17 protein-coding genes and 1 tRNA gene are annotated in these 16,789 nt (G+C 44.8%); 6 read left to right on the top strand and 12 right to left on the bottom strand.

The window, feature by feature from the left end; all coding sequences use genetic code 11:
- Window positions 1-197 precede the first annotated feature (197 nt).
- Complete coding sequence (locus tag K4I03_RS10935) at window positions 198-1,043, top strand: hypothetical protein (RefSeq protein ID WP_227965322.1); 846 nt, start codon at window positions 198-200, stop codon at window positions 1,041-1,043.
- A gap of 24 nt (window positions 1,044-1,067) precedes the next feature.
- On the top strand, window positions 1,068-2,324 hold the full coding sequence (locus K4I03_RS10930; protein ID WP_125438887.1) for a toxic anion resistance protein: 1,257 nt from the start codon (window positions 1,068-1,070) through the stop codon (window positions 2,322-2,324).
- A gap of 76 nt (window positions 2,325-2,400) precedes the next feature.
- Here the strand turns inward: K4I03_RS10930 and K4I03_RS10925 are convergent, their stop codons facing one another.
- Entirely contained in the window at window positions 2,401-3,219 is an 819-nt protein-coding gene (locus K4I03_RS10925) for an ADP-ribosylglycohydrolase family protein (RefSeq protein ID WP_227965320.1), read from the bottom strand.
- Between the two features lie 111 nt (window positions 3,220-3,330).
- Here K4I03_RS10925 and hslO point away from each other — a divergent pair, with 111 nt between their 5' ends.
- On the top strand, window positions 3,331-4,203 hold the full coding sequence (gene hslO / locus K4I03_RS10920; protein WP_321573176.1) for an Hsp33 family molecular chaperone HslO: 873 nt from the start codon (window positions 3,331-3,333) through the stop codon (window positions 4,201-4,203).
- Window positions 4,190-5,167 carry a tRNA dihydrouridine synthase DusB gene (gene dusB, locus K4I03_RS10915; RefSeq protein WP_227965316.1) on the top strand — a complete coding sequence of 326 codons (978 nt, stop codon included), beginning with the start codon at window positions 4,190-4,192 and terminating at the stop codon, window positions 5,165-5,167. Before hslO ends, dusB begins: the two co-directional genes overlap by 14 nt.
- Window positions 5,168-5,207: 40 nt before the next feature.
- Here dusB and K4I03_RS10910 read toward each other — a convergent pair whose 3' ends face one another.
- The 9 genes from K4I03_RS10910 to K4I03_RS10870 all read right to left on the bottom strand — a co-directional run bounded on the left by K4I03_RS10910 (window position 5,208) and on the right by K4I03_RS10870 (window position 13,688).
- Entirely contained in the window at window positions 5,208-5,957 is a 750-nt protein-coding gene (locus K4I03_RS10910; RefSeq protein ID WP_227965314.1) for a DUF6287 domain-containing protein, read from the bottom strand.
- 167 nt (window positions 5,958-6,124) lie between these two features.
- Window positions 6,125-6,907, bottom strand: a complete 783-nt coding sequence (locus tag K4I03_RS10905) for an NUDIX domain-containing protein (protein ID WP_227965312.1) — start codon at window positions 6,905-6,907, stop codon at window positions 6,125-6,127.
- 54 nt (window positions 6,908-6,961) lie between these two features.
- Window positions 6,962-7,777: a nicotinamide riboside transporter PnuC gene (gene pnuC, locus K4I03_RS10900; RefSeq protein WP_227965310.1), complete on the bottom strand. Its 816-nt coding sequence runs from the start codon at window positions 7,775-7,777 to the stop codon at window positions 6,962-6,964.
- 21 nt (window positions 7,778-7,798) lie between these two features.
- Window positions 7,799-8,857 carry an AAA family ATPase gene (locus tag K4I03_RS10895; RefSeq protein WP_227965308.1) on the bottom strand — a complete coding sequence of 353 codons (1,059 nt, stop codon included), beginning with the start codon at window positions 8,855-8,857 and terminating at the stop codon, window positions 7,799-7,801.
- A gap of 187 nt (window positions 8,858-9,044) precedes the next feature.
- Complete coding sequence (locus tag K4I03_RS10890; RefSeq protein ID WP_227965307.1) at window positions 9,045-9,446, bottom strand: DUF4430 domain-containing protein; 402 nt, start codon at window positions 9,444-9,446, stop codon at window positions 9,045-9,047.
- Window positions 9,430-9,915 carry a hypothetical protein gene (locus K4I03_RS10885; protein ID WP_002899229.1) on the bottom strand — a complete coding sequence of 162 codons (486 nt, stop codon included), beginning with the start codon at window positions 9,913-9,915 and terminating at the stop codon, window positions 9,430-9,432. The genes K4I03_RS10890 and K4I03_RS10885 overlap by 17 nt, the downstream gene beginning before the upstream one ends.
- A gap of 42 nt (window positions 9,916-9,957) precedes the next feature.
- A complete protein-coding gene (locus K4I03_RS10880) occupies window positions 9,958-10,668 on the bottom strand; it encodes a DUF4272 domain-containing protein (RefSeq protein ID WP_227965305.1) in 711 nt (236 codons plus the stop codon).
- Window positions 10,669-10,793: 125 nt separating this feature from the next.
- The gene (locus K4I03_RS10875; RefSeq protein WP_227965303.1) at window positions 10,794-13,223 is read right to left on the bottom strand and encodes an ATP-dependent Clp protease ATP-binding subunit; all 2,430 of its coding nucleotides are present in this window, start codon (window positions 13,221-13,223) and stop codon (window positions 10,794-10,796) included.
- Window positions 13,224-13,688, bottom strand: a complete 465-nt coding sequence (locus K4I03_RS10870) for a CtsR family transcriptional regulator (protein ID WP_149565778.1) — start codon at window positions 13,686-13,688, stop codon at window positions 13,224-13,226.
- A gap of 146 nt (window positions 13,689-13,834) precedes the next feature.
- Here K4I03_RS10870 and K4I03_RS10865 point away from each other — a divergent pair, with 146 nt between their 5' ends.
- Window positions 13,835-14,323 carry a hypothetical protein gene (locus K4I03_RS10865; RefSeq protein ID WP_227965301.1) on the top strand — a complete coding sequence of 163 codons (489 nt, stop codon included), beginning with the start codon at window positions 13,835-13,837 and terminating at the stop codon, window positions 14,321-14,323.
- 104 nt (window positions 14,324-14,427) lie between these two features.
- Here the strand turns inward: K4I03_RS10865 and tsf are convergent, their stop codons facing one another.
- Together tsf and rpsB are read right to left on the bottom strand one after the other, a co-directional pair.
- Window positions 14,428-15,471 (bottom strand): translation elongation factor Ts, encoded by a 1,044-nt coding sequence (gene tsf / locus K4I03_RS10860; protein WP_002894014.1) that lies wholly within the window; start codon window positions 15,469-15,471, stop codon window positions 14,428-14,430.
- A 72-nt stretch (window positions 15,472-15,543) separates the two neighbouring features.
- On the bottom strand, window positions 15,544-16,326 hold the full coding sequence (rpsB, locus tag K4I03_RS10855; RefSeq protein ID WP_002894015.1) for a 30S ribosomal protein S2: 783 nt from the start codon (window positions 16,324-16,326) through the stop codon (window positions 15,544-15,546).
- A 317-nt stretch (window positions 16,327-16,643) separates the two neighbouring features.
- Between rpsB and K4I03_RS10850 the strand changes: the two genes are divergently transcribed.
- Window positions 16,644-16,714: transfer RNA gene (locus tag K4I03_RS10850), tRNA-Cys, on the top strand.
- Window positions 16,715-16,789: the final 75 nt, after the last annotated feature.

Below are 16,789 nucleotides of genomic sequence, written 5' to 3'. Positions count from 1 at the left end.
TTGAATACTTGAGACAAACGAAGAAGCTTTCGTTCTAGAAACAACGCTTGGTCTATTGAGAGGAAGCAAATGCCTTTCTGAATTAAGCAAATATAAAAAATGGTCTCAATATATAAAATCATTTCAATCTTTATCCTTCAAAAACCAGCTTTTATGTTAAAATAGAGATATCACATTGAGAAGAAAGAGAAACGTCCATGTCGAGGAGAAATGATGATTCCAACCAGCAACCAGAATGGTTTAGCTGGATTTGGATACTTGTATTTGTATTTGGTTCTGGAGCTGTAGCCAGCTATCTAATTCCCATAGCTATTCTGGGAGCTATTGGCTACGGAATCTATCGCCACCAAAGCCAGAAAAAAGTTCGGATTGAAGCTAAACAAGCCAGCATTGGCCGTATTGAAGATTTAAAATCAGAGATTGGTCAGGCTGACCGCCGCATAAAAAAATTGGAAGCCTACCAAGAAGATGGGGACCAAGAAAGCTATCAGAATTTAGCTCTAGAAATTCTTCCCCAGCTAACCTATATCAAAAATGCTGCTAACGACCTACGAGGAGAAATTCCTGCTTCAGTCTACCAGCGGATCCAGACCAAAATTCGTACCGTAACCGATGAAATTGATGAACAACTGAGAAAGATTGAACGAGAGAAAAAACGAAAAGAAGCTCAGCCTAAGAAAACTAGTCTAGAAGAGCTAGCCCCAGAATTGGTCGCTACGGTTCGCAATATTCAGATTGACCATGAGGCCATTCTTCAAAAAATCTCCCAATCCGAAAGCAACAATAAGGAAGAGCTGACTGCCATTCATCAGTCCCAGATGGAGCACTACGAAGATATTTTAGAAGGATACCTCAAAATCAAAGCTTCTCCCAAAGATTTTTACAATGCAGAGGAGCGGCTAGCCAAGGCCAAAGCAGCCATCAAGCAGTTTGACTTGGACCTAGACGAAGCGCTACGCCAGTTAAATGAAGCTGATTTGAGGGACTTTGACATTAGCCTGCGCATCTTAGATAAAGAAAAGCACACTGACACCGGCTTTTAAGCTAGATAAACCAAAGGAGAAACTATGAGCCAAGAATTTAATTTTGACATTGATAAAATTGCTAACAATGCCATCAGTAAAAGCGACAAAACAACAGAAATCATCGAAGCCAACACGACTCAAGAAAATGGTCAGCTAACTTTTCTAGAAAAGCTGACTCCTGAGCAACAGAGTGCGATTACGGCTAAAGCTCCGCAGCTTGTGGATAATTTCGTGTCGGACCAAAATGCCCTGCTGGACTTTGGCCAATCTGCTGTAGAAGAAGTCAACGGTACTGTCAATCGTATCTTAGCAGAGCAGAAAAAATTACAGATTCCCCAGGTAGATGAGCTTTTAAAAAATACCAACAAGGAACTCAATGGCTTTGTCGCAAAATACAAGGATGCTCAAGTAGCAGAATTGGACAAGAAGCCTAATTTCCTGGAAAAGCTCTTCAAACAGAGCAAAAACACTCTTCAAGAATTCTATTTTGATTCACAAAATATTGAGCAGAAAATGGACGGCATGGCTGCAACCGTCGTCAAGCAAGAAGACGTTCTGGCTCGCAATATTGTTTCTGCTGAAATGCTGATTGAGGACAATACCAAATCGGTTGAAAACCTAGTTGGAGTTATTTCCTTTATCGAAGCTGCTCAGCAAGAATCTGGCAATCGAGCGCTCAAGCTACAGGCTGAAGTTGCTCAGCTAGATATGACAACCGTTGACTACCAAGTCAAATCGCAAGAATTAGCCCGAATGACAGAGGTGGTCAATACCTTAGAGCAGCAACACACTGAATATGTCAGCCGTCTCTATGTAGCTTGGGCGACGACTCCTCAAATGCGTAATCTGGTCAAGGTTTCCTCTGATATGCGCCAGAAGCTAGGAATGCTCCGTCGAAATACCATTCCAACTATGAAACTGTCTATCGCCCAGTTAGGCATTCTCCAGCAATCGATGAAGTCTGGTCAGGTAGCTGACGCTATCTCTAATGCGAATAACGCTGCCCTGCAAATGCTCGCCGAAACGAGCAAGGAAGTCATTCCTCAACTGGAGCGGATTTCCCAAAGCCCTACTATCGCTGTTGAATCTGTCACTAAGCTGGCAGAAAGCCTCGTCGCACAAAATCAAGGCATTATCGAAGCCATTGATAAAGGACGAGAAAAACGCGCTCTGCTAGAAGCCACTGTCATTCAATCTGCAGAGACCATCAACAACTCTGTCAAACTGCGTGATCAAAAGATTATCCAAGCCCTGTTGGACCAAGGCAAGGAAGCCCAGAAAGAATTAACTACAGAATAAGCAAAAGAGCCTAGGTGGCTCTTTTACTGTTTTACTTTTTAAATGATCAATACAGTCCTTTCTTCCGATCGTCCCTTTAAAACAAGCAACTTTCCAACAGTTCTTTATTGCGCAGCTGGGCTAGCCAGTTGTCAGGAATTCCTTCCAAACCATAGATGATACCAGCCAAGCCGCCAGCAACTGCTGCTACTGTATCAGTGTCATCGCCCAAATTAACAGCTTTCAGGACAGTTTCCAGATAAGAAGTGCTAGTTAGCAGACACCACAGTGCTGCTTCTAAGGTATCCACCACATAGCCAGTAGAGCGAATGTCATCTTCAGTCAGCTCTGCTAAAGTTTCCAAACGAGCATAGGTCTTGCTAGTCTCTAAGCCTGATAGTATTTCCGGTAGTTGCTGGCCTTTTGAGAGCCTACGAGCAATATCCACATAAAGCTGGCAGGCCTCTACGGAAGTCGCATGGGCATGAGTAATACTGGAAACAGCTTCAATATCAGACGGACTGGCTTCCGTAAAGGCAAGGGGCAGAATCCGCATCAAAGAACCATTTCCGTTGGAATATTCTTCAGACAGACCGTGTCCTCTTGTCAAAGCTTCGCGAGTCGCATTTCCTACATCAAAAGTCAGACCATCCGGCGTGTAGGCTCCCTCGAAGAGCCAATGTTTAAACCGGTGCTGCATATCGGCAGGGTCAATCTTACCTTTTTCCCTAATAGAATCACAGGTCGCCAAAACAAGGCTGGTATCATCTGACCAAGTCCCAGCCGGTTGCTGATGGCTGCCATAACCCACCATCTCAACCGCTTTAAAACTGCCTCGGGTTAAAAATTCATACGGAACGCCTAATGCATCAGCTACTGCCAGACCATAGACTGCCGCTTTCAAAGATTGGTTCATACTAGCCTCCTTTGTTTTATTATACTATTTTTAGTCTTAAAATGCTTCCTAACCCCAAAAAACAAGCGCAGTCGCGCGCTTGTTTTTCTTTTTTGTGTTAAAATAAAAGGTATGGACAAAATTATCAAAACTATCTCAGAAAATGGTTCTTTCCGTGCTTATGTGCTGGATAGCACAGAGACGGTTCGGACCGCTCAAGAAAAACATCAAACTCAAGCAAGTTCTACCGTTGCACTTGGCCGCACACTGATTGCCAGCCAGATTTTGGCTGCAAATGAAAAAGGCCAGACCAAGATTACCGTCAAGATCCTTGGAACTAGCTCACTAGGCGCGATTATCACAGTGGCAGATACTGAGGGCAATGTCAAAGGCTATGTGCAAAATCCCGGTGTAGATATCAAAAAGACAGCTACCGGCGAAGTTCTGGTTGGTCCTTTTGTAGGCCAAGGCGAATTCCTCGTCATCACAGACTACGGTACGGGTAATCCTTACAACTCCATGACTCCTCTCATCTCTGGAGAAATCGGCGAAGACCTAGCCTTCTACCTGACCGAAAGCCAGCAGACTCCTTCCGCAGTTGGCCTCAATGTCCTCTTGGATGAGAATGATAAAGTCAAGGTTGCTGGCGGTTTCTTGGTACAAGTTCTGCCTGGTGCCAAAGAAGCTGAAATTGCCCGCTTTGAGAAGCGAATCCAAGAAATGCCTGCTATCTCAAAACTGCTGGAATCTGATGACCATATCGAAGCTCTGCTGGCTGCCATCTATGGTGATAAGCCATACAAACGCCTATCTGAAGAAGAAATCCGCTTCCAGTGCGACTGCAGCAAAGAGCGCTTCATGAATGCCTTGGCTACTCTGCCAAAGGCTGACTTAGAAGAAATGCGTGACCAAGACCAAGGAGCTGAAATCGTCTGCCAATTCTGCCAGACAGCCTATCACTTTGACCAAAACGACCTGGAGGAACTGATTCGTGACAAATCTTAATACCCCTTTTATGATTGGGAAAGTCGAAATTCCCAACCGCACAGTTCTGGCGCCCATGGCCGGCGTAACCAACTCTGCTTTCCGGACCATTGCCAAAGAGCTGGGAGCAGGCCTGGTCGTGATGGAAATGGTCTCTGACAAGGGCATCCAGTATAACAACGAAAAAACCCTCCACATGCTCCATATTGATGAGGGAGAAAATCCCGTTTCTATCCAGCTTTTCGGTAGCGACGAGGACAGTTTGGCGCGCGCAGCGGAATTTATCCAAGAAAACACTAAAACCGATATTGTCGATATCAATATGGGCTGCCCGGTCAATAAAATTGTCAAAAACGAAGCTGGAGCTAAATGGCTCAAGGACCCTGAGAAAATCTATAAAATCATCAACAAGGTCCAGTCCGTTCTGGATATTCCCCTGACAGTCAAGATGCGGACGGGTTGGTCCGACAGCTCACTGGCTGTAGAAAACGCTCTAGCAGCCGAAGCCGCCGGAGTCTCCGCCCTGGCTATGCATGGCCGCACCCGTGAGCAAATGTATACTGGTCATGCCGACCTTGAGACCTTGCACGATGTGGCTCAAGCTCTTACCAAGATTCCTTTCATCGCTAACGGTGATATCCGAAGCGTCCAAGACGCTAAACAGCGTATCGAGAAAGTCGGTGCCGATGCCGTCATGGTAGGTCGAGCAGCTATGGGAAATCCCTACCTCTTTAACCAAATCAACCACTATTTTGAAACAGGCGAAATCCTTCCAGACCTCAGCTTCGAGGACAAGATGAAAATTGCCCACGAACACCTCTCCCGCTTGGTAAATCTCAAAGGAGAATATGTGGCTATCCGCGAATTCCGGGGCCTAGCTCCGCACTATCTGCGCGGTACTGCCGGAGCAGCCAAGCTCCGCGGTGCTATTTCGCAAGCTGAAAGTCTAGCTGAAATCGAAGAACTCTTACAAATTCAAAAATAAAACCAAAAGGAAGCCAATTGGACTTCCTTTTTTGTTCTGTTTAGGGCTGAGTCACCACAACGCTTGTTACTGAACCATCTGCTCCTGTTGTAATCTGCAGATTGGCATTGCCTTGCCCGCTTAACTGCGCATTGTATTTGCCATCATCCAGTGTATAAGAGTAGGAAGCAATGGAATAATTATCTGTCTTTCCATCTGCAGACTGGACTGTGAATTGGCCGTTACCTGATACAGTCACAGTATTTCCATTGGCATCCTTCCAAGTACCAGCAGCCGCTGAGAAATCCCCATCCACCATTGTCAAGACACCTTTATAGCGAGCATTGCTAGCTGCCTGCTTATTTTGAAGCTGGCGATTGCTTTCTGGCGATTGGGCTGGTTGAGTTGCTTGAGTCTGAGTGTTTTGTCGACCCGAAGCTTGCTTCGGCTGCGTTTGTTGGGCTTGAGGTGCTTCAACAGTAGACTGTTGCTGATTAGCAGGAATTTCGGCTTGTCCAGGCTGGCTAACTGCTCCTTCTGAAGAAGCGCTATTGCTAACCTTAGGAGAAGCGCTGACCTTACTGGATGACGCAGCTTTTGAGCTAGAAGAAGCTTGAACAGTCTTGCTAGAACTAGCACTTGTTGCACTTTCTTCTTTCTTACCACATGCCCCTAAAAGCAAACTAGAAGCCAGAACTGCAGCTGCCATCAATTTTGTATAAGTACGTGTTTTCATCTTTTGTCTCCTCGTAATATTTAGAAATCTTTTTGTAACATTATCGTAACACTTTAGATTTACTATGTCAATCATTTATGTAAGATTTTTCGAAAAATTTTTTACTCAAGTAAAGTTTCGTTTCTCAATCTGCTTCTTTTGTCATGAGAAACACGCTCCTACTTATCTATTCGTAATTAAAAATGAAAAAACAGGACAAATTTGTCCTGCAAGAGAAATATATAATCAACTTTCTTTTAATTTTATTTTTCTACCTTCAGCCGATAAACTTTTCTCGGCTTCTTCTTTGGCACGCGCTTAACACCAGCCTCCTCCAAGTATTCTCCAAATTTTACTAAAAAATTATTGCTGACGATAGGTCGTCTCGGCGAGATGAGATTGACCAGCTCAGTCCCTTCATAGACAGTAAACGGCGATTCCAGCAGATGGAGAAATGTTGGATTCCAGTCCAGTCGTCCCTGAATCCGCTTGATGGATTCCAGCAGGATTTGGTAGTGGTCAAAGGCAAAGTCCTCTGCTGTCAGGAGCTTCTCACCGTTCCTAAAACTCCTTTTCTTAAAGTCAACATCAAGAAAGGTGACTTCCTTGGCATCATCGCCAGCTTGTGCTTGATCTACTGCTATAGCCGGCAGGTAGACCAGATGGGCAATGGTGATGACCCAACCGCGCGGATCACGTCCTGGAGTGGAAACTGTCATCAGTTGCTCCACCTTTTCCAGCGGTATCTCCAGCCCCACCTCTTCCTTTACTTCCCGAATGCAGGCCTGATAGGCATCCTCATGCTTGTCTACAAAGCCTCCAACTAGGGCATATTTATTCTGATAAGGGTGGGCCTTGCGCTTGATGACCAAAAGTTTTATCTGCCTTTCCACGAAGCAGTATGCCACCATATCCGCTGTTACACTAGGCGTTTCATACTTAGGTAAATCCTGTGTCTTGTACCATGCCAAAAAGGCGGACTCATCCGCCATGGTTTCATAGTACTCTTTTTCCGACATTCCCGCTGGGATATCCTGATTGGTCATGAGTTTCTTCCTTTCCTAAGCTATTTTTTCTATCAAAAAATCTCAAGCCTTGGTTTAAGCTTTCTTCACCGCCTTGGTCCACTGATACCATCCGACGATACTATTAAGGGTATAGACCCAGTACATGGCCTGGATATGAAGGTTACTACCCCACCAAAGATAGATACTGAAGAGATTGGTCGCAATCCAGAAAATCCACTGTTCGCGGTAGAGACCAGTCATGAGAAGCTGGCCGATACCATTGGTCGCATCTGTCACGCTATCACGGAAAGGCCGGTGACTGTGAATGCTCTTATAAGCAAAGCCCATGCCAATCCAAATCAAGGCAGTCAAGGCCAAATATTTAAGCCAGCCACGCCAGTCTAACTTCTTAGCTTCAAAATGAGATGGCTCTTCCTTATCTTGTTCATTAACCCGGTTGGACAGCCAAGTATAAAGGCCGATTGGCTGCATGATAAAGAAGTAGACCGTAGTCAGCACTTCTCCATAGAAGCTAGCCTGAAAAGATAATAGGAGGTAAATTGCCGAATTAACCGCTCCAAAGAGGTAATTGCTGGCCCGCCCCTCGGCCACTAGAATAACGCAGACGATGCCTGTCCAAGAAGCAAAGAGTCCCAGCCAGTCATGCTGCTCCTGACCACTGGTGAACTCCAGAATGAAAGGCAGACTGGAAAGAGCAAGCAAGTAGAGCCATTGAGGCAAGCTGCGCCCGCCAAATAAATCTTGCCAGAGCAATTTCGCGACCCCTTTTATACCCTGCTTTTTAGCTGCGGCACAGACATTACGGAAATTCCGAGCAAAAGTTTGAGATTTTTGTTTCAGTCCTGCGTAGAGATCCGCAGGAGAGAGTTTTTGATTTTTTACTACCATTCTATTTTACCACTTTCTTTTTTAATCCGCTTGATAAATCATGTCAATCGCCTCTTTGGCCGCCTGATAATTATCCAAATAACTGCCAGCCAGATAGACCGTCGGAATATGAGCCAAACACTGCTCTTTCAGCCTTTTTAGATGGCTTGAAAAATCACTGCGGATAGCCTCGTCCGCCATGCTCATATCACGAAAGCCATCGTTAACATAGGTGCCGACTGGCTCAGCAAAGAGAATCAAATCCCATTTTTCCTTAGACAAAATGCTGGCAAAGAGATTATCAAAAGTATCTGTCTCTTCGTCCTGAACCGGACTTTCTTTCAGATAGTAATCATAGTAAGCCTTGGTTACCAGCGAATTTGTATCAGCCACGACCAGACCACGGTTAACGCTGCTATCAATTAATCGGGAAGTCTGAGCATATTGTCCTAAGAGCAGATAATAGTAGTCTTTAGGGGTCAGTTCATCGTCTCGCACGTTATTTTGAATCTGGTATTCTCGAGCATATTCCAGACTAACCGGAGCATCATAAAAGCGAGACAAATCCTTAGCCAAGGTCGTTTTACCATTGCTGGCGCTACCCATAATCAGCACTTTCTTGGTAAAGTGACGGCGGAAAGGTTGGGCGATATATTTCCAATAACGACTAGGATTTTCCCGAATCATCGTAGCTGAAATCCCAAACTGTCGCTCCTGCAAGGAAGTTTTGAAGTCGCGCTTTTCTAACTCTTCCTGATAGTCAGCCTCACCAACAAAGAAAATCAGTTCCTCCCGTTCTGCATCATAGCTCACCAACTCCAATAAAGCCGACAGCCACTTGTCCCAACCCAGAGGATAGCGTGGAAAAGAAGTTTCATCTAGCTTATAAACCTGTGTTAACTCATCATCTGCGAAAGTCTCCCGCGTATAGCGGAATCGTTTCTGCAGAGATAGACCCACTTCCTGCCCACGGTCTCCCTCATAACCTGAAACCACTACGCGCACCTTGTCGTAAGAACGCTTAGCCTTCTGAATCAAATCGATATGCCCCTGATGCAAGGGAGCAAATGTTCCAAAGACGATTGCAATTTTTTCTTTCATACGTCTAACCTTTTTATTATTTTTTATATTTTATTCTTTCTATGATTTTATTATAAACTATATTTTTCTTTTGTCAATAGTTTTTTATAAAATTTTATAAAAATATTTTTCAGACAATTTAAAACTATATCAAGGGCACAAAAAAAGAACCTAATACCTTAAGCATCAGATTCTTATTCTAAAAGATTTATTGCTGGTATACTTCTTGATAGAATTCCAGCTTGTCTCCATCCTTGACAGTGATTTGATTGGCTGCCTTAGGAGCCATTTCTCCGTTGACCTTAAACATCCAGTAGAGGCCCTTTGCTTCATCTTGAGCACGACCGTCAATAGAAGTGATAAAACCATCTTTTTCTTCGACCTTATAGGCCTTCTTCAAAGCATCCATAGCTGTCTTTCCTTCTGCAACAGCCACTGTTTTCTCGCTCTTCTCCTGACCTTCTGGTGCAATACTGATGCTGATTTTCAGTTCCTTTTTGACAGAAGAATCAGCCGAGCTAGAGCTATTGTCAGTATTTGTCTGGCTGCTGCCGCAACCAACAAGGAGAAGGGCAAAAGCAAGTGTCAGCAAACTAAAGATTTTTTTCATTATAGAGCCTCCTTAAAATAGGGTACAAGAGTGGGTAAAAAAACAAAGTTGACAGTCCGTGCGCTATATTGAAAGTCAAAGCGTTGATAATCGCATAAGACCACCAGTGATAGTTGTACAGCAAGGCTGTCAGTGTATCGATGGCAATGCCATAGCCAAAGGATAGGAGAGCTGCTACTATTCCCTGTCCCACTAGATTTAACCGAGGATAGAGCAGCCGCCAAAGGCAAAGAATCAGTCCAAAGGACAGCAACTGAAAGAGGACGATCGGACTCATTCCCAAAAGAAATGCTGATGTAAACATCGTCACAGCCATCACTAGGAGTGAAGTCTGCAAATCCTCAAAGATAACTATCAGGAAAAAGATAGCTGAAATAGGCTGCACATTGGGCAAAAAGGAAAATGCATAGCGAAAGGCCACACATAAAGCCGATAGGATGGCAATTTTAGCCATTTTACGAGCGGACAAAGGTACCTCCTTTTCTAATTGAGTGAATCAAGAGAAGTTGGACTAGGTATGCAGCTCAACAGCATCCCAGTCTTGGGCCGTATTCAGCCCCAGCAGCCAATCAAGGCCAGACCGCCTCTCCAGAACAACACTTTCATCAAGGCCTGCCGGTGCTGGCTGGTCATGAATCCGAGCATCAACACAGGCCCAATGATAACGATAAATCAAATCATCCTCATCCAGTAACTCTTCTAAGCTGCGCGGTTGGCATTTGCCCAGAAATTCCTGAAAGTCAATCGCACTAGCGACTGCGTCAATAGCAGCATCACAATCACAGATTTTATCTGGAAATGGTAAAGTATCTACTAGACCCAAGTACCAAATCAAGGACCAATAGGCCTCGTATTTCCAAACCATATTGATGATAGCTGCCGGGTCGGCACGATCTTCCAAGACTGCCCTTTCTTTGGGCGTCAACTCTTCCTGCACCCCGTATTGCTGCAGTTTATCCTGCAGCCAATGGCGGCTCTCCTCATTATAATTATTATTTTCGATATCCAAGGCCGCCTGAATAATCAAGAGGCTGGTAATAGCTCGACGCGCAATTTCTTCTAGCGAGCGCGGCCTTACTTGCTCAGCACTTTCGATGACTGGCAAATGCTCAATGTAAGGAATCCCCTCCTTTTTCAACCGCTGGATACTGGCCGCCTTGCGCTCTTCTGGTGCTTTTACTCTAGCTTTCTTGCCAGCAAACAAGTCTTTAAAAAACGACATATCAGCCTCCAATCCTTCAATTCCAATTCCATTGAATGATGAAATAACTGTTCGGTATCTATTGGTATGATTGCTATCAGGGATTAACCGCGAGCACTCAACTTTCCATTGAAAGACTGCGCTTTCTAGGCCACTTCGAACTTGAGTTGGCCAGCCTTGACACCGACCTTAAGAATCTGACCCGTCGTCAAATCTCCTGTCAAGAGGAGCTCAGACAGCTTGTCCTCCACCTGAGTCTGCAGAGTGCGGCGCAATGGCCGTGCTCCCATTTCCACATCGTAGCCTTCCTGAGCCAGCAGCTTAAGAGCACTAGCCTGAAACTTCAGCTCAATTCCCTTCTCAGCAAGACTGGCAATGAGCGGTTTGACCATAACCTTGACCACTTCCTGCATATCTTCTGCAGATAAGCTGTGGAAAACTACCTTCTCGTCGATACGGTTGATAAACTCTGGTCGATAAGCTTTCTTAAGCTCTTCCAGCATCCGTTTTTCCATATTGGCATGGTCCAAGCGAATATCCCGCGCTCCAAAGCCCACCGTCTTATCATCCCGCAAACTAGTTGCCCCCAGATTGCTGGTCATGATAATAATCGTGTTGGAGAAGTCCACCTTGCGGCCCTTGCTATCAGTCAGCTGACCGTCATCCAAGACCTGCAAGAGAACATTGAAAATATCTGGGTGCGCCTTTTCCACCTCGTCAAAGAGTAGGACAGAATAAGGTCGGTTGCGGACCTTTTCCGTCAGTTCCCCTCCTTCTTCGTAGCCTACATAGCCTGGAGGCGCTCCGTTAAGGCGGCTAGCCGCGAATTTCTCCATGTACTCACTCATATCAAAGCGGATGAGAGCAGATTCGTCATCAAAGAGACTTTCAGCCAAGGCCTTGGCTAGCTCTGTTTTCCCGACTCCTGTCGTACCTAGGAACATAAAGGAGCCAATCGGCCGCTTGCTGCTGCGGATACCAGACTGGTTTCGTCGGATAGCTCGGCTGATAGCTGAAATTGCCTCTTCCTGCCCAATCACGCGTTTATGCAGTTCTGTTTCCAAGTTGAGGTATTTCTTCGCATCTGTCTGAGTCAGCTTCTGCACAGGAATCCCAGACAAACCACTAAGAGTAGCTAAGACATCGTCTTCTTCCACTTTCAGTTTATAGAGCTTGGGTTGCTGCTCTTGCTCAAGCAGTTGGGAAACCTTTTTAAAATCTGCTGCCATCAAGGCTTGATCCACTGGCGTCAAATCCGACTGCTCGTAATTCTGCGGTCCTCTGTTCTGGACTGTCGCACTAGCCTCGTCCAAAAGATCAATGGCAGAGTCCGGCAGATGCTTGCTAGTCAGATAGCGATGGGCATATTTCACCGCCGTCTCAATCGCTTGATCACTAATCTGCACCTTGTGATGGTCCTCATAGCTCTTTCTCAAGCCTTGTAAAATAGCAATGCTGTCAGCCACATTAGGCTCTTCTATGCTGACCTTAGCAAAACGCCGGGAAAGGGCTGCATCTTTTTCAATATGTTTCTGATACTCTTCCTGCGTCGTGGCGCCAACTGTCCGCAGAGTGCCGCGAGCCAGAGCCGGTTTCAGAATATTGGCCGCATCCAAGGTCGAGTCAATACCGCTGCCAGATCCCATGATAGTATGCAGCTCATCGATGAAGAGAATGACATGACCATCTTCTTCAATGTCATTGATGATGTTGTTCATCCGCTCCTCGAAGTCTCCGCGAAAGCGAGTGCCAGCGACTACATTCATCAAGTCCAGCTCCAAAACCCGCATCTTAGCAAGTTCAGCCGGAACCTGACCAGCCGCTACACGCTGAGCCAGTCCTAAAGCCAGAGCTGTCTTACCAACCCCAGCATCTCCAACCAGCACTGGATTGTTTTTAGTCTTACGACTGAGAATCTGAACTATCCGTGAAATTTCTTGATCGCGGCCAATGACGGGCTCCAATCGGCCATCTCTAGCCAGCTCAGTCAGATCACGGGTGTAGTCTTCCAGACCACCGCTGGTAGAAGCCGGCATCCCCATCATATTAGCCATGGTCTGCTTAGCAGCCATTACTCCCTTATTCAGACTACGAATAGCCTTGATATCTTCCTTGCCCCAGCCAGCTCGCTGCTCCAAGACCTTTCGCAAATCACTGATTTTCGGTCCCTTCTCCTTGTCCTCGTAGCTAAAGCCAGTAAATTCCAGAATACGAGAGGCCAAGGTCCCCCGGTCAAATAACATAGCCAGCAGCACATGTTCAGTACCTACATGCTTAGCCCGAACAGCTTCTGCAATCTGGCCCGCCTCCTCAAACAACTCCTCTAAGCGATAAGAAAAAGGCAGCAGCTCGAAGTGACCGTCTTTCTGATAAGCCTGACCAGTAATCTGAAAAGCTGCTTCTTCAAATCCATCAACTTCCACAGGAAACTCATTGAGAACTGAACCAGCAACGCTGTAGGGATTATTAGCCAGAGCAATCAGCAGATGCCATGATTCCAGATAATCTGTCGTAAAATGGCCGGCCAAGAGCTGGGCTGCTTCCAAGCTTTCTATTAAGGCTTTTGAGTATTTCATTTATGATTCCATTCCTTTTCTGTCTAGTTGTTGTAAAATCTTTTTTAATATCCGGGCACGAATCACCGCAGCTCCATCACCCAAAATCGAGTCCGAAGCTGTTGACAAGATTAGATTGCCCTCACGTTCGGTTATAATCTTCTCGTCAAAAAGAAGCTGAATAACATCTGTGAAAACCTGCTGGCTGACACGCTCTCCCACACTGTCGTACAGGCCGCAAAGCATCTGATGCCGGTCGGAAAATTCTATCTTTCCAATCCGAATATAGCCTCCGCCGCCACGCTTACTCTCGACGATATAGCCCCGACTTTCCGTAAAACGAGTCTTAATCACATAGTTAATCTGACTGGGAACCACCTGAAAAACATCAGCCAGTTCGCTGCGTTTCAGTTCAACCATCCCAGCCTGAGCCAGAATAGACTTGATATATGCTTCAATACTGTCCGATGTGTTTTTTGCACCCATGACTTCCCTTTCCAGTTGAGAATTTCAGAATAAATTTCTTTTTTCCTTGCTTCTCTAACATTGACTATCTTTGACTAATATTATACCGGAAAAGTCTCTATTTTGAAAGAAAAAGGGATGACTGAAAGGTCTGACAATTCAAACTAGTGAAAAAGCTTTGTCAGACTTGTGTAACCGCTTGCTTTTTGCTTTTAAAGCGTTATAATATAGGTGGAAATCCACAAGGAAAAGACAGACAGAAACTCCTGCCTGCCAACTATCATCTAAACAAGGAGGATAATCCAATGAAAATGGATTGGCTCAACTATTCTCGTCATGTGCTCAAATGGCTCTTTGCAGCCCTGAGTATTTTCACCATCTTTTCTGCTGACTATGTTGATATTCCTATCGGAGCTCTCATCGCCTGTCTTTATGCTCCCCTGCTGTTCGAACAGGAGCTGGTCAGCAACCGAGTCAAATGGTATAGCTTTCTAATCATGATGGTGGTTACTCTGCCCCTTTTGTTTATTACCAAAGTCTATCAGTTTAGCCTGACTTACCCCCAAACGACAGTGCTTCTCTTCATATTGGTAGTCTTGATTTTTACCAATGGCTTGATTGCTCATAAGGAAGAAAGAGAAAAAGCAGCTAAGTGATGCTGCTCACCATTCTAAACTTGATGTTTCAAAATGCTACAAATGAAAAGGTCTGAGAAAAAATCTCAGACCTTTTTATCGTTCTATTTCTAAGCTAAAAACGATTAGTTTTGACCAAGAGCAGCAGCCATTGTTGCAGCTACTTCGTTTTCAAAGTCGTTAGCAGCTTTTTCGATACCTTCACCAACTTCAAAACGAGCGAACTCAACTACTGAAGCATTTACTGATTCAAGGTAAGCTTCAACTGTCTTGCTGTCATCCATGATGTATACTTGTGCAAGAAGTGTGTATGCTTGGTCAACTTTAGTGTTGTCAAGCATGAAGCGGTCCATTTTACCTGGGATGATCTTGTCCCAGATCTTTTCAGGTTTGCCTTCAGCAGCCAACTCAGCCTTGATGTCTTCTTCAGCTTGAGCAACAACTGCATCAGTCAATTGAGCTTTAGAACCGTATTTCAAGTGTGGAAGAGCTGGTTTACCAACCATTGCACGGCTTTCGTTGTCTTGATCGATGACATGGTTTAATTGTGCCAATTCATCTTTAACAAATTGCTCATCCAATTCTTTGTATGAAAGAACAGTTGGTTTCATCGCAGCGATGTGCATAGAGATTTGCTTAGCAAGAGCATCGTCTCCACCTTCGATAACGGAGATAACTCCGATACGGCCACCGTTGTGTTGGTAAGCACCAAAGTGTTGAGCATCTGTCTTTTCAATCAATGCAAAGCGACGGAAAGAGATTTTTTCTCCGATAGTTGCAGTTGCAGATACGTATGCAGCTTCAAGAGTTTCACCTGAAGGCATTGTCAAAGCAAGAGCTTCTTCGTTGTTAGCTGGTTTACCTTCAGCGATTACTTTCGCAGTTGCATTTACCAAATCAACAAATTGAGCATTTTTCGCAACGAAGTCAGTTTCAGCATTCACTTCAACAACAGCGGCAACATTACCGTTTACGTAAACGCCTGTCAGACCTTCAGCGGCAACACGGTCAGCTTTCTTAGCTGCTTTTGCCATCCCTTTTTCGCGAAGCAATTCAATCGCTTTTTCGATGTCGCCATCAGTTTCAACAAGTGCTTTCTTAGCGTCCATGACACCAGCACCAGATTTTTCACGCAATTCTTTGACAAGCTTAGCTGTAATTTCTGCCATTTTTCTTCTCCTATTTTTTAATGTAAATAAAGGAGCTGGGCTGAGCCCTGCCCCTTTAGGTTAGTTTACTGATTATTCGTTTGAACCTTCAACAACTTCAACGATTTCTTCGATAGAATCTGCTTGAGTTTCAGTTGCAGCCAATTCTGCTTCTACTGATTCAACGCTATCTTCACCTTGACGGCCTTCGATAACAGCATCAGCCATTTTCGCAGTGATCAATTTAACCGCACGGATTGCATCGTCGTTAGCTGGGATGATAACATCGATATCATCAGGATCAGTGTTAGTATCAACCATAGCAACCACTGGGATACCTAATTTCTTAGCTTCCTTAACAGCGATTTGCTCTTTATGAGGGTCAACTACGTACATCACATCTGGGATGCGAGGCATATCTTCGATACCGCCCAAGAATTTTTCAAGACGAGCACGTTGTTTGTTGAGAAGAGCGACTTCTTTCTTAGGAAGAACTTCGAAAGTTCCGTCTTCTTCCATGCGTTTGATTTCTTTCAAACGAGCTACACGTTTTTGGATAGTAGACCAGTTTGTAAGAGTTCCACCCAACCAACGGTGGTTGATGAAGTATTGACCTGAACGTTCTGCTTCTTCTTTGACAGCGTCAGCAGCTTGCTTTTTAGTACCAACGAAGAGGATAACTGCATCGTTAGCAGCAGCATCACGCATAAAGTCGTAAGCTTGGTCAGCATACTTTACAGTTTGCTGCAAGTCGATTACGTGGATACCGTTACGTTCAGTGAAGATGTACTTAGCCATCTTAGGGTTCCAGCGACGAGTTTGGTGACCAAAGTGAACACCAGCCTCAAGAAGTTGTTTCATTGAAATTACTGCCATGAGTAAATTCTCCTTTTTGTTTTTTTCCTCTTTTAGATTTCAGCTCGCAGGACCACCCGAGGGCAACAGTCCCACAATTCATCTAAAATGAGTATTTTGCCATTTACACGGCACCTTCTATTATAACAAATGCGCAGCTCTTTGACAAGGCATTTAGCAGATTTTCTGCCACTATCTGCCACTAAAAATGAATTCTACCTCTCAGCAGAACATGTATTTTCCGAAACGTTCAGAATGGCAGCGTCTAATATTTTCTGCTTTGACTATGAAACACTCTTGACGAAAGCAAGTATTTACGATAGAATAATAAGAGTTGCGGCGGTATAGCCAAGTGGTAAGGCACGGCTCTGCAAAAGCTTGATCGTCGGTTCAAATCCGTCTACCGCCTTCGTAAATATATTTCTAGAAGTCCTCAAAGGGCTTTTTTTATTGCATTTCCTATTGTTTCTAGCAAACTTTGCTG

The organism is Streptococcus sanguinis (assembly GCF_020729725.1).
Classification (GTDB): domain Bacteria; phylum Bacillota; class Bacilli; order Lactobacillales; family Streptococcaceae; genus Streptococcus; species Streptococcus sanguinis_V.
The sequence above is the reverse complement of the archived record's forward strand: the minus strand, read 5'-3'. Positions and strand labels throughout refer to the sequence as shown.

Coding starts and splice junctions, on each gene's coding strand:
- rpsB (WP_002894015.1), bottom strand. CDS start 16,326: ATGGCAGTAATTTCAATGAAACAACTTCTTGAGGCTGGTGTTCACTTT.
- K4I03_RS10905 (WP_227965312.1), bottom strand. CDS start 6,907: ATGACCAATCAGGATATCCCAGCGGGAATGTCGGAAAAAGAGTACTAT.
- K4I03_RS10875 (WP_227965303.1), bottom strand. CDS start 13,223: ATGAAATACTCAAAAGCCTTAATAGAAAGCTTGGAAGCAGCCCAGCTC.
- K4I03_RS10880 (WP_227965305.1), bottom strand. CDS start 10,668: ATGTCGTTTTTTAAAGACTTGTTTGCTGGCAAGAAAGCTAGAGTAAAA.
- K4I03_RS10870 (WP_149565778.1), bottom strand. CDS start 13,688: ATGGGTGCAAAAAACACATCGGACAGTATTGAAGCATATATCAAGTCT.
- K4I03_RS10930 (WP_125438887.1), top strand. CDS start 1,068: ATGAGCCAAGAATTTAATTTTGACATTGATAAAATTGCTAACAATGCC.
- tsf (WP_002894014.1), bottom strand. CDS start 15,471: ATGGCAGAAATTACAGCTAAGCTTGTCAAAGAATTGCGTGAAAAATCT.
- K4I03_RS10925 (WP_227965320.1), bottom strand. CDS start 3,219: ATGAACCAATCTTTGAAAGCGGCAGTCTATGGTCTGGCAGTAGCTGAT.
- hslO (WP_321573176.1), top strand. CDS start 3,331: ATGGACAAAATTATCAAAACTATCTCAGAAAATGGTTCTTTCCGTGCT.
- K4I03_RS10890 (WP_227965307.1), bottom strand. CDS start 9,446: ATGAAAAAAATCTTTAGTTTGCTGACACTTGCTTTTGCCCTTCTCCTT.
- pnuC (WP_227965310.1), bottom strand. CDS start 7,777: ATGGTAGTAAAAAATCAAAAACTCTCTCCTGCGGATCTCTACGCAGGA.
- K4I03_RS10895 (WP_227965308.1), bottom strand. CDS start 8,857: ATGAAAGAAAAAATTGCAATCGTCTTTGGAACATTTGCTCCCTTGCAT.
- K4I03_RS10935 (WP_227965322.1), top strand. CDS start 198: ATGTCGAGGAGAAATGATGATTCCAACCAGCAACCAGAATGGTTTAGC.
- K4I03_RS10910 (WP_227965314.1), bottom strand. CDS start 5,957: ATGATTGACATAGTAAATCTAAAGTGTTACGATAATGTTACAAAAAGA.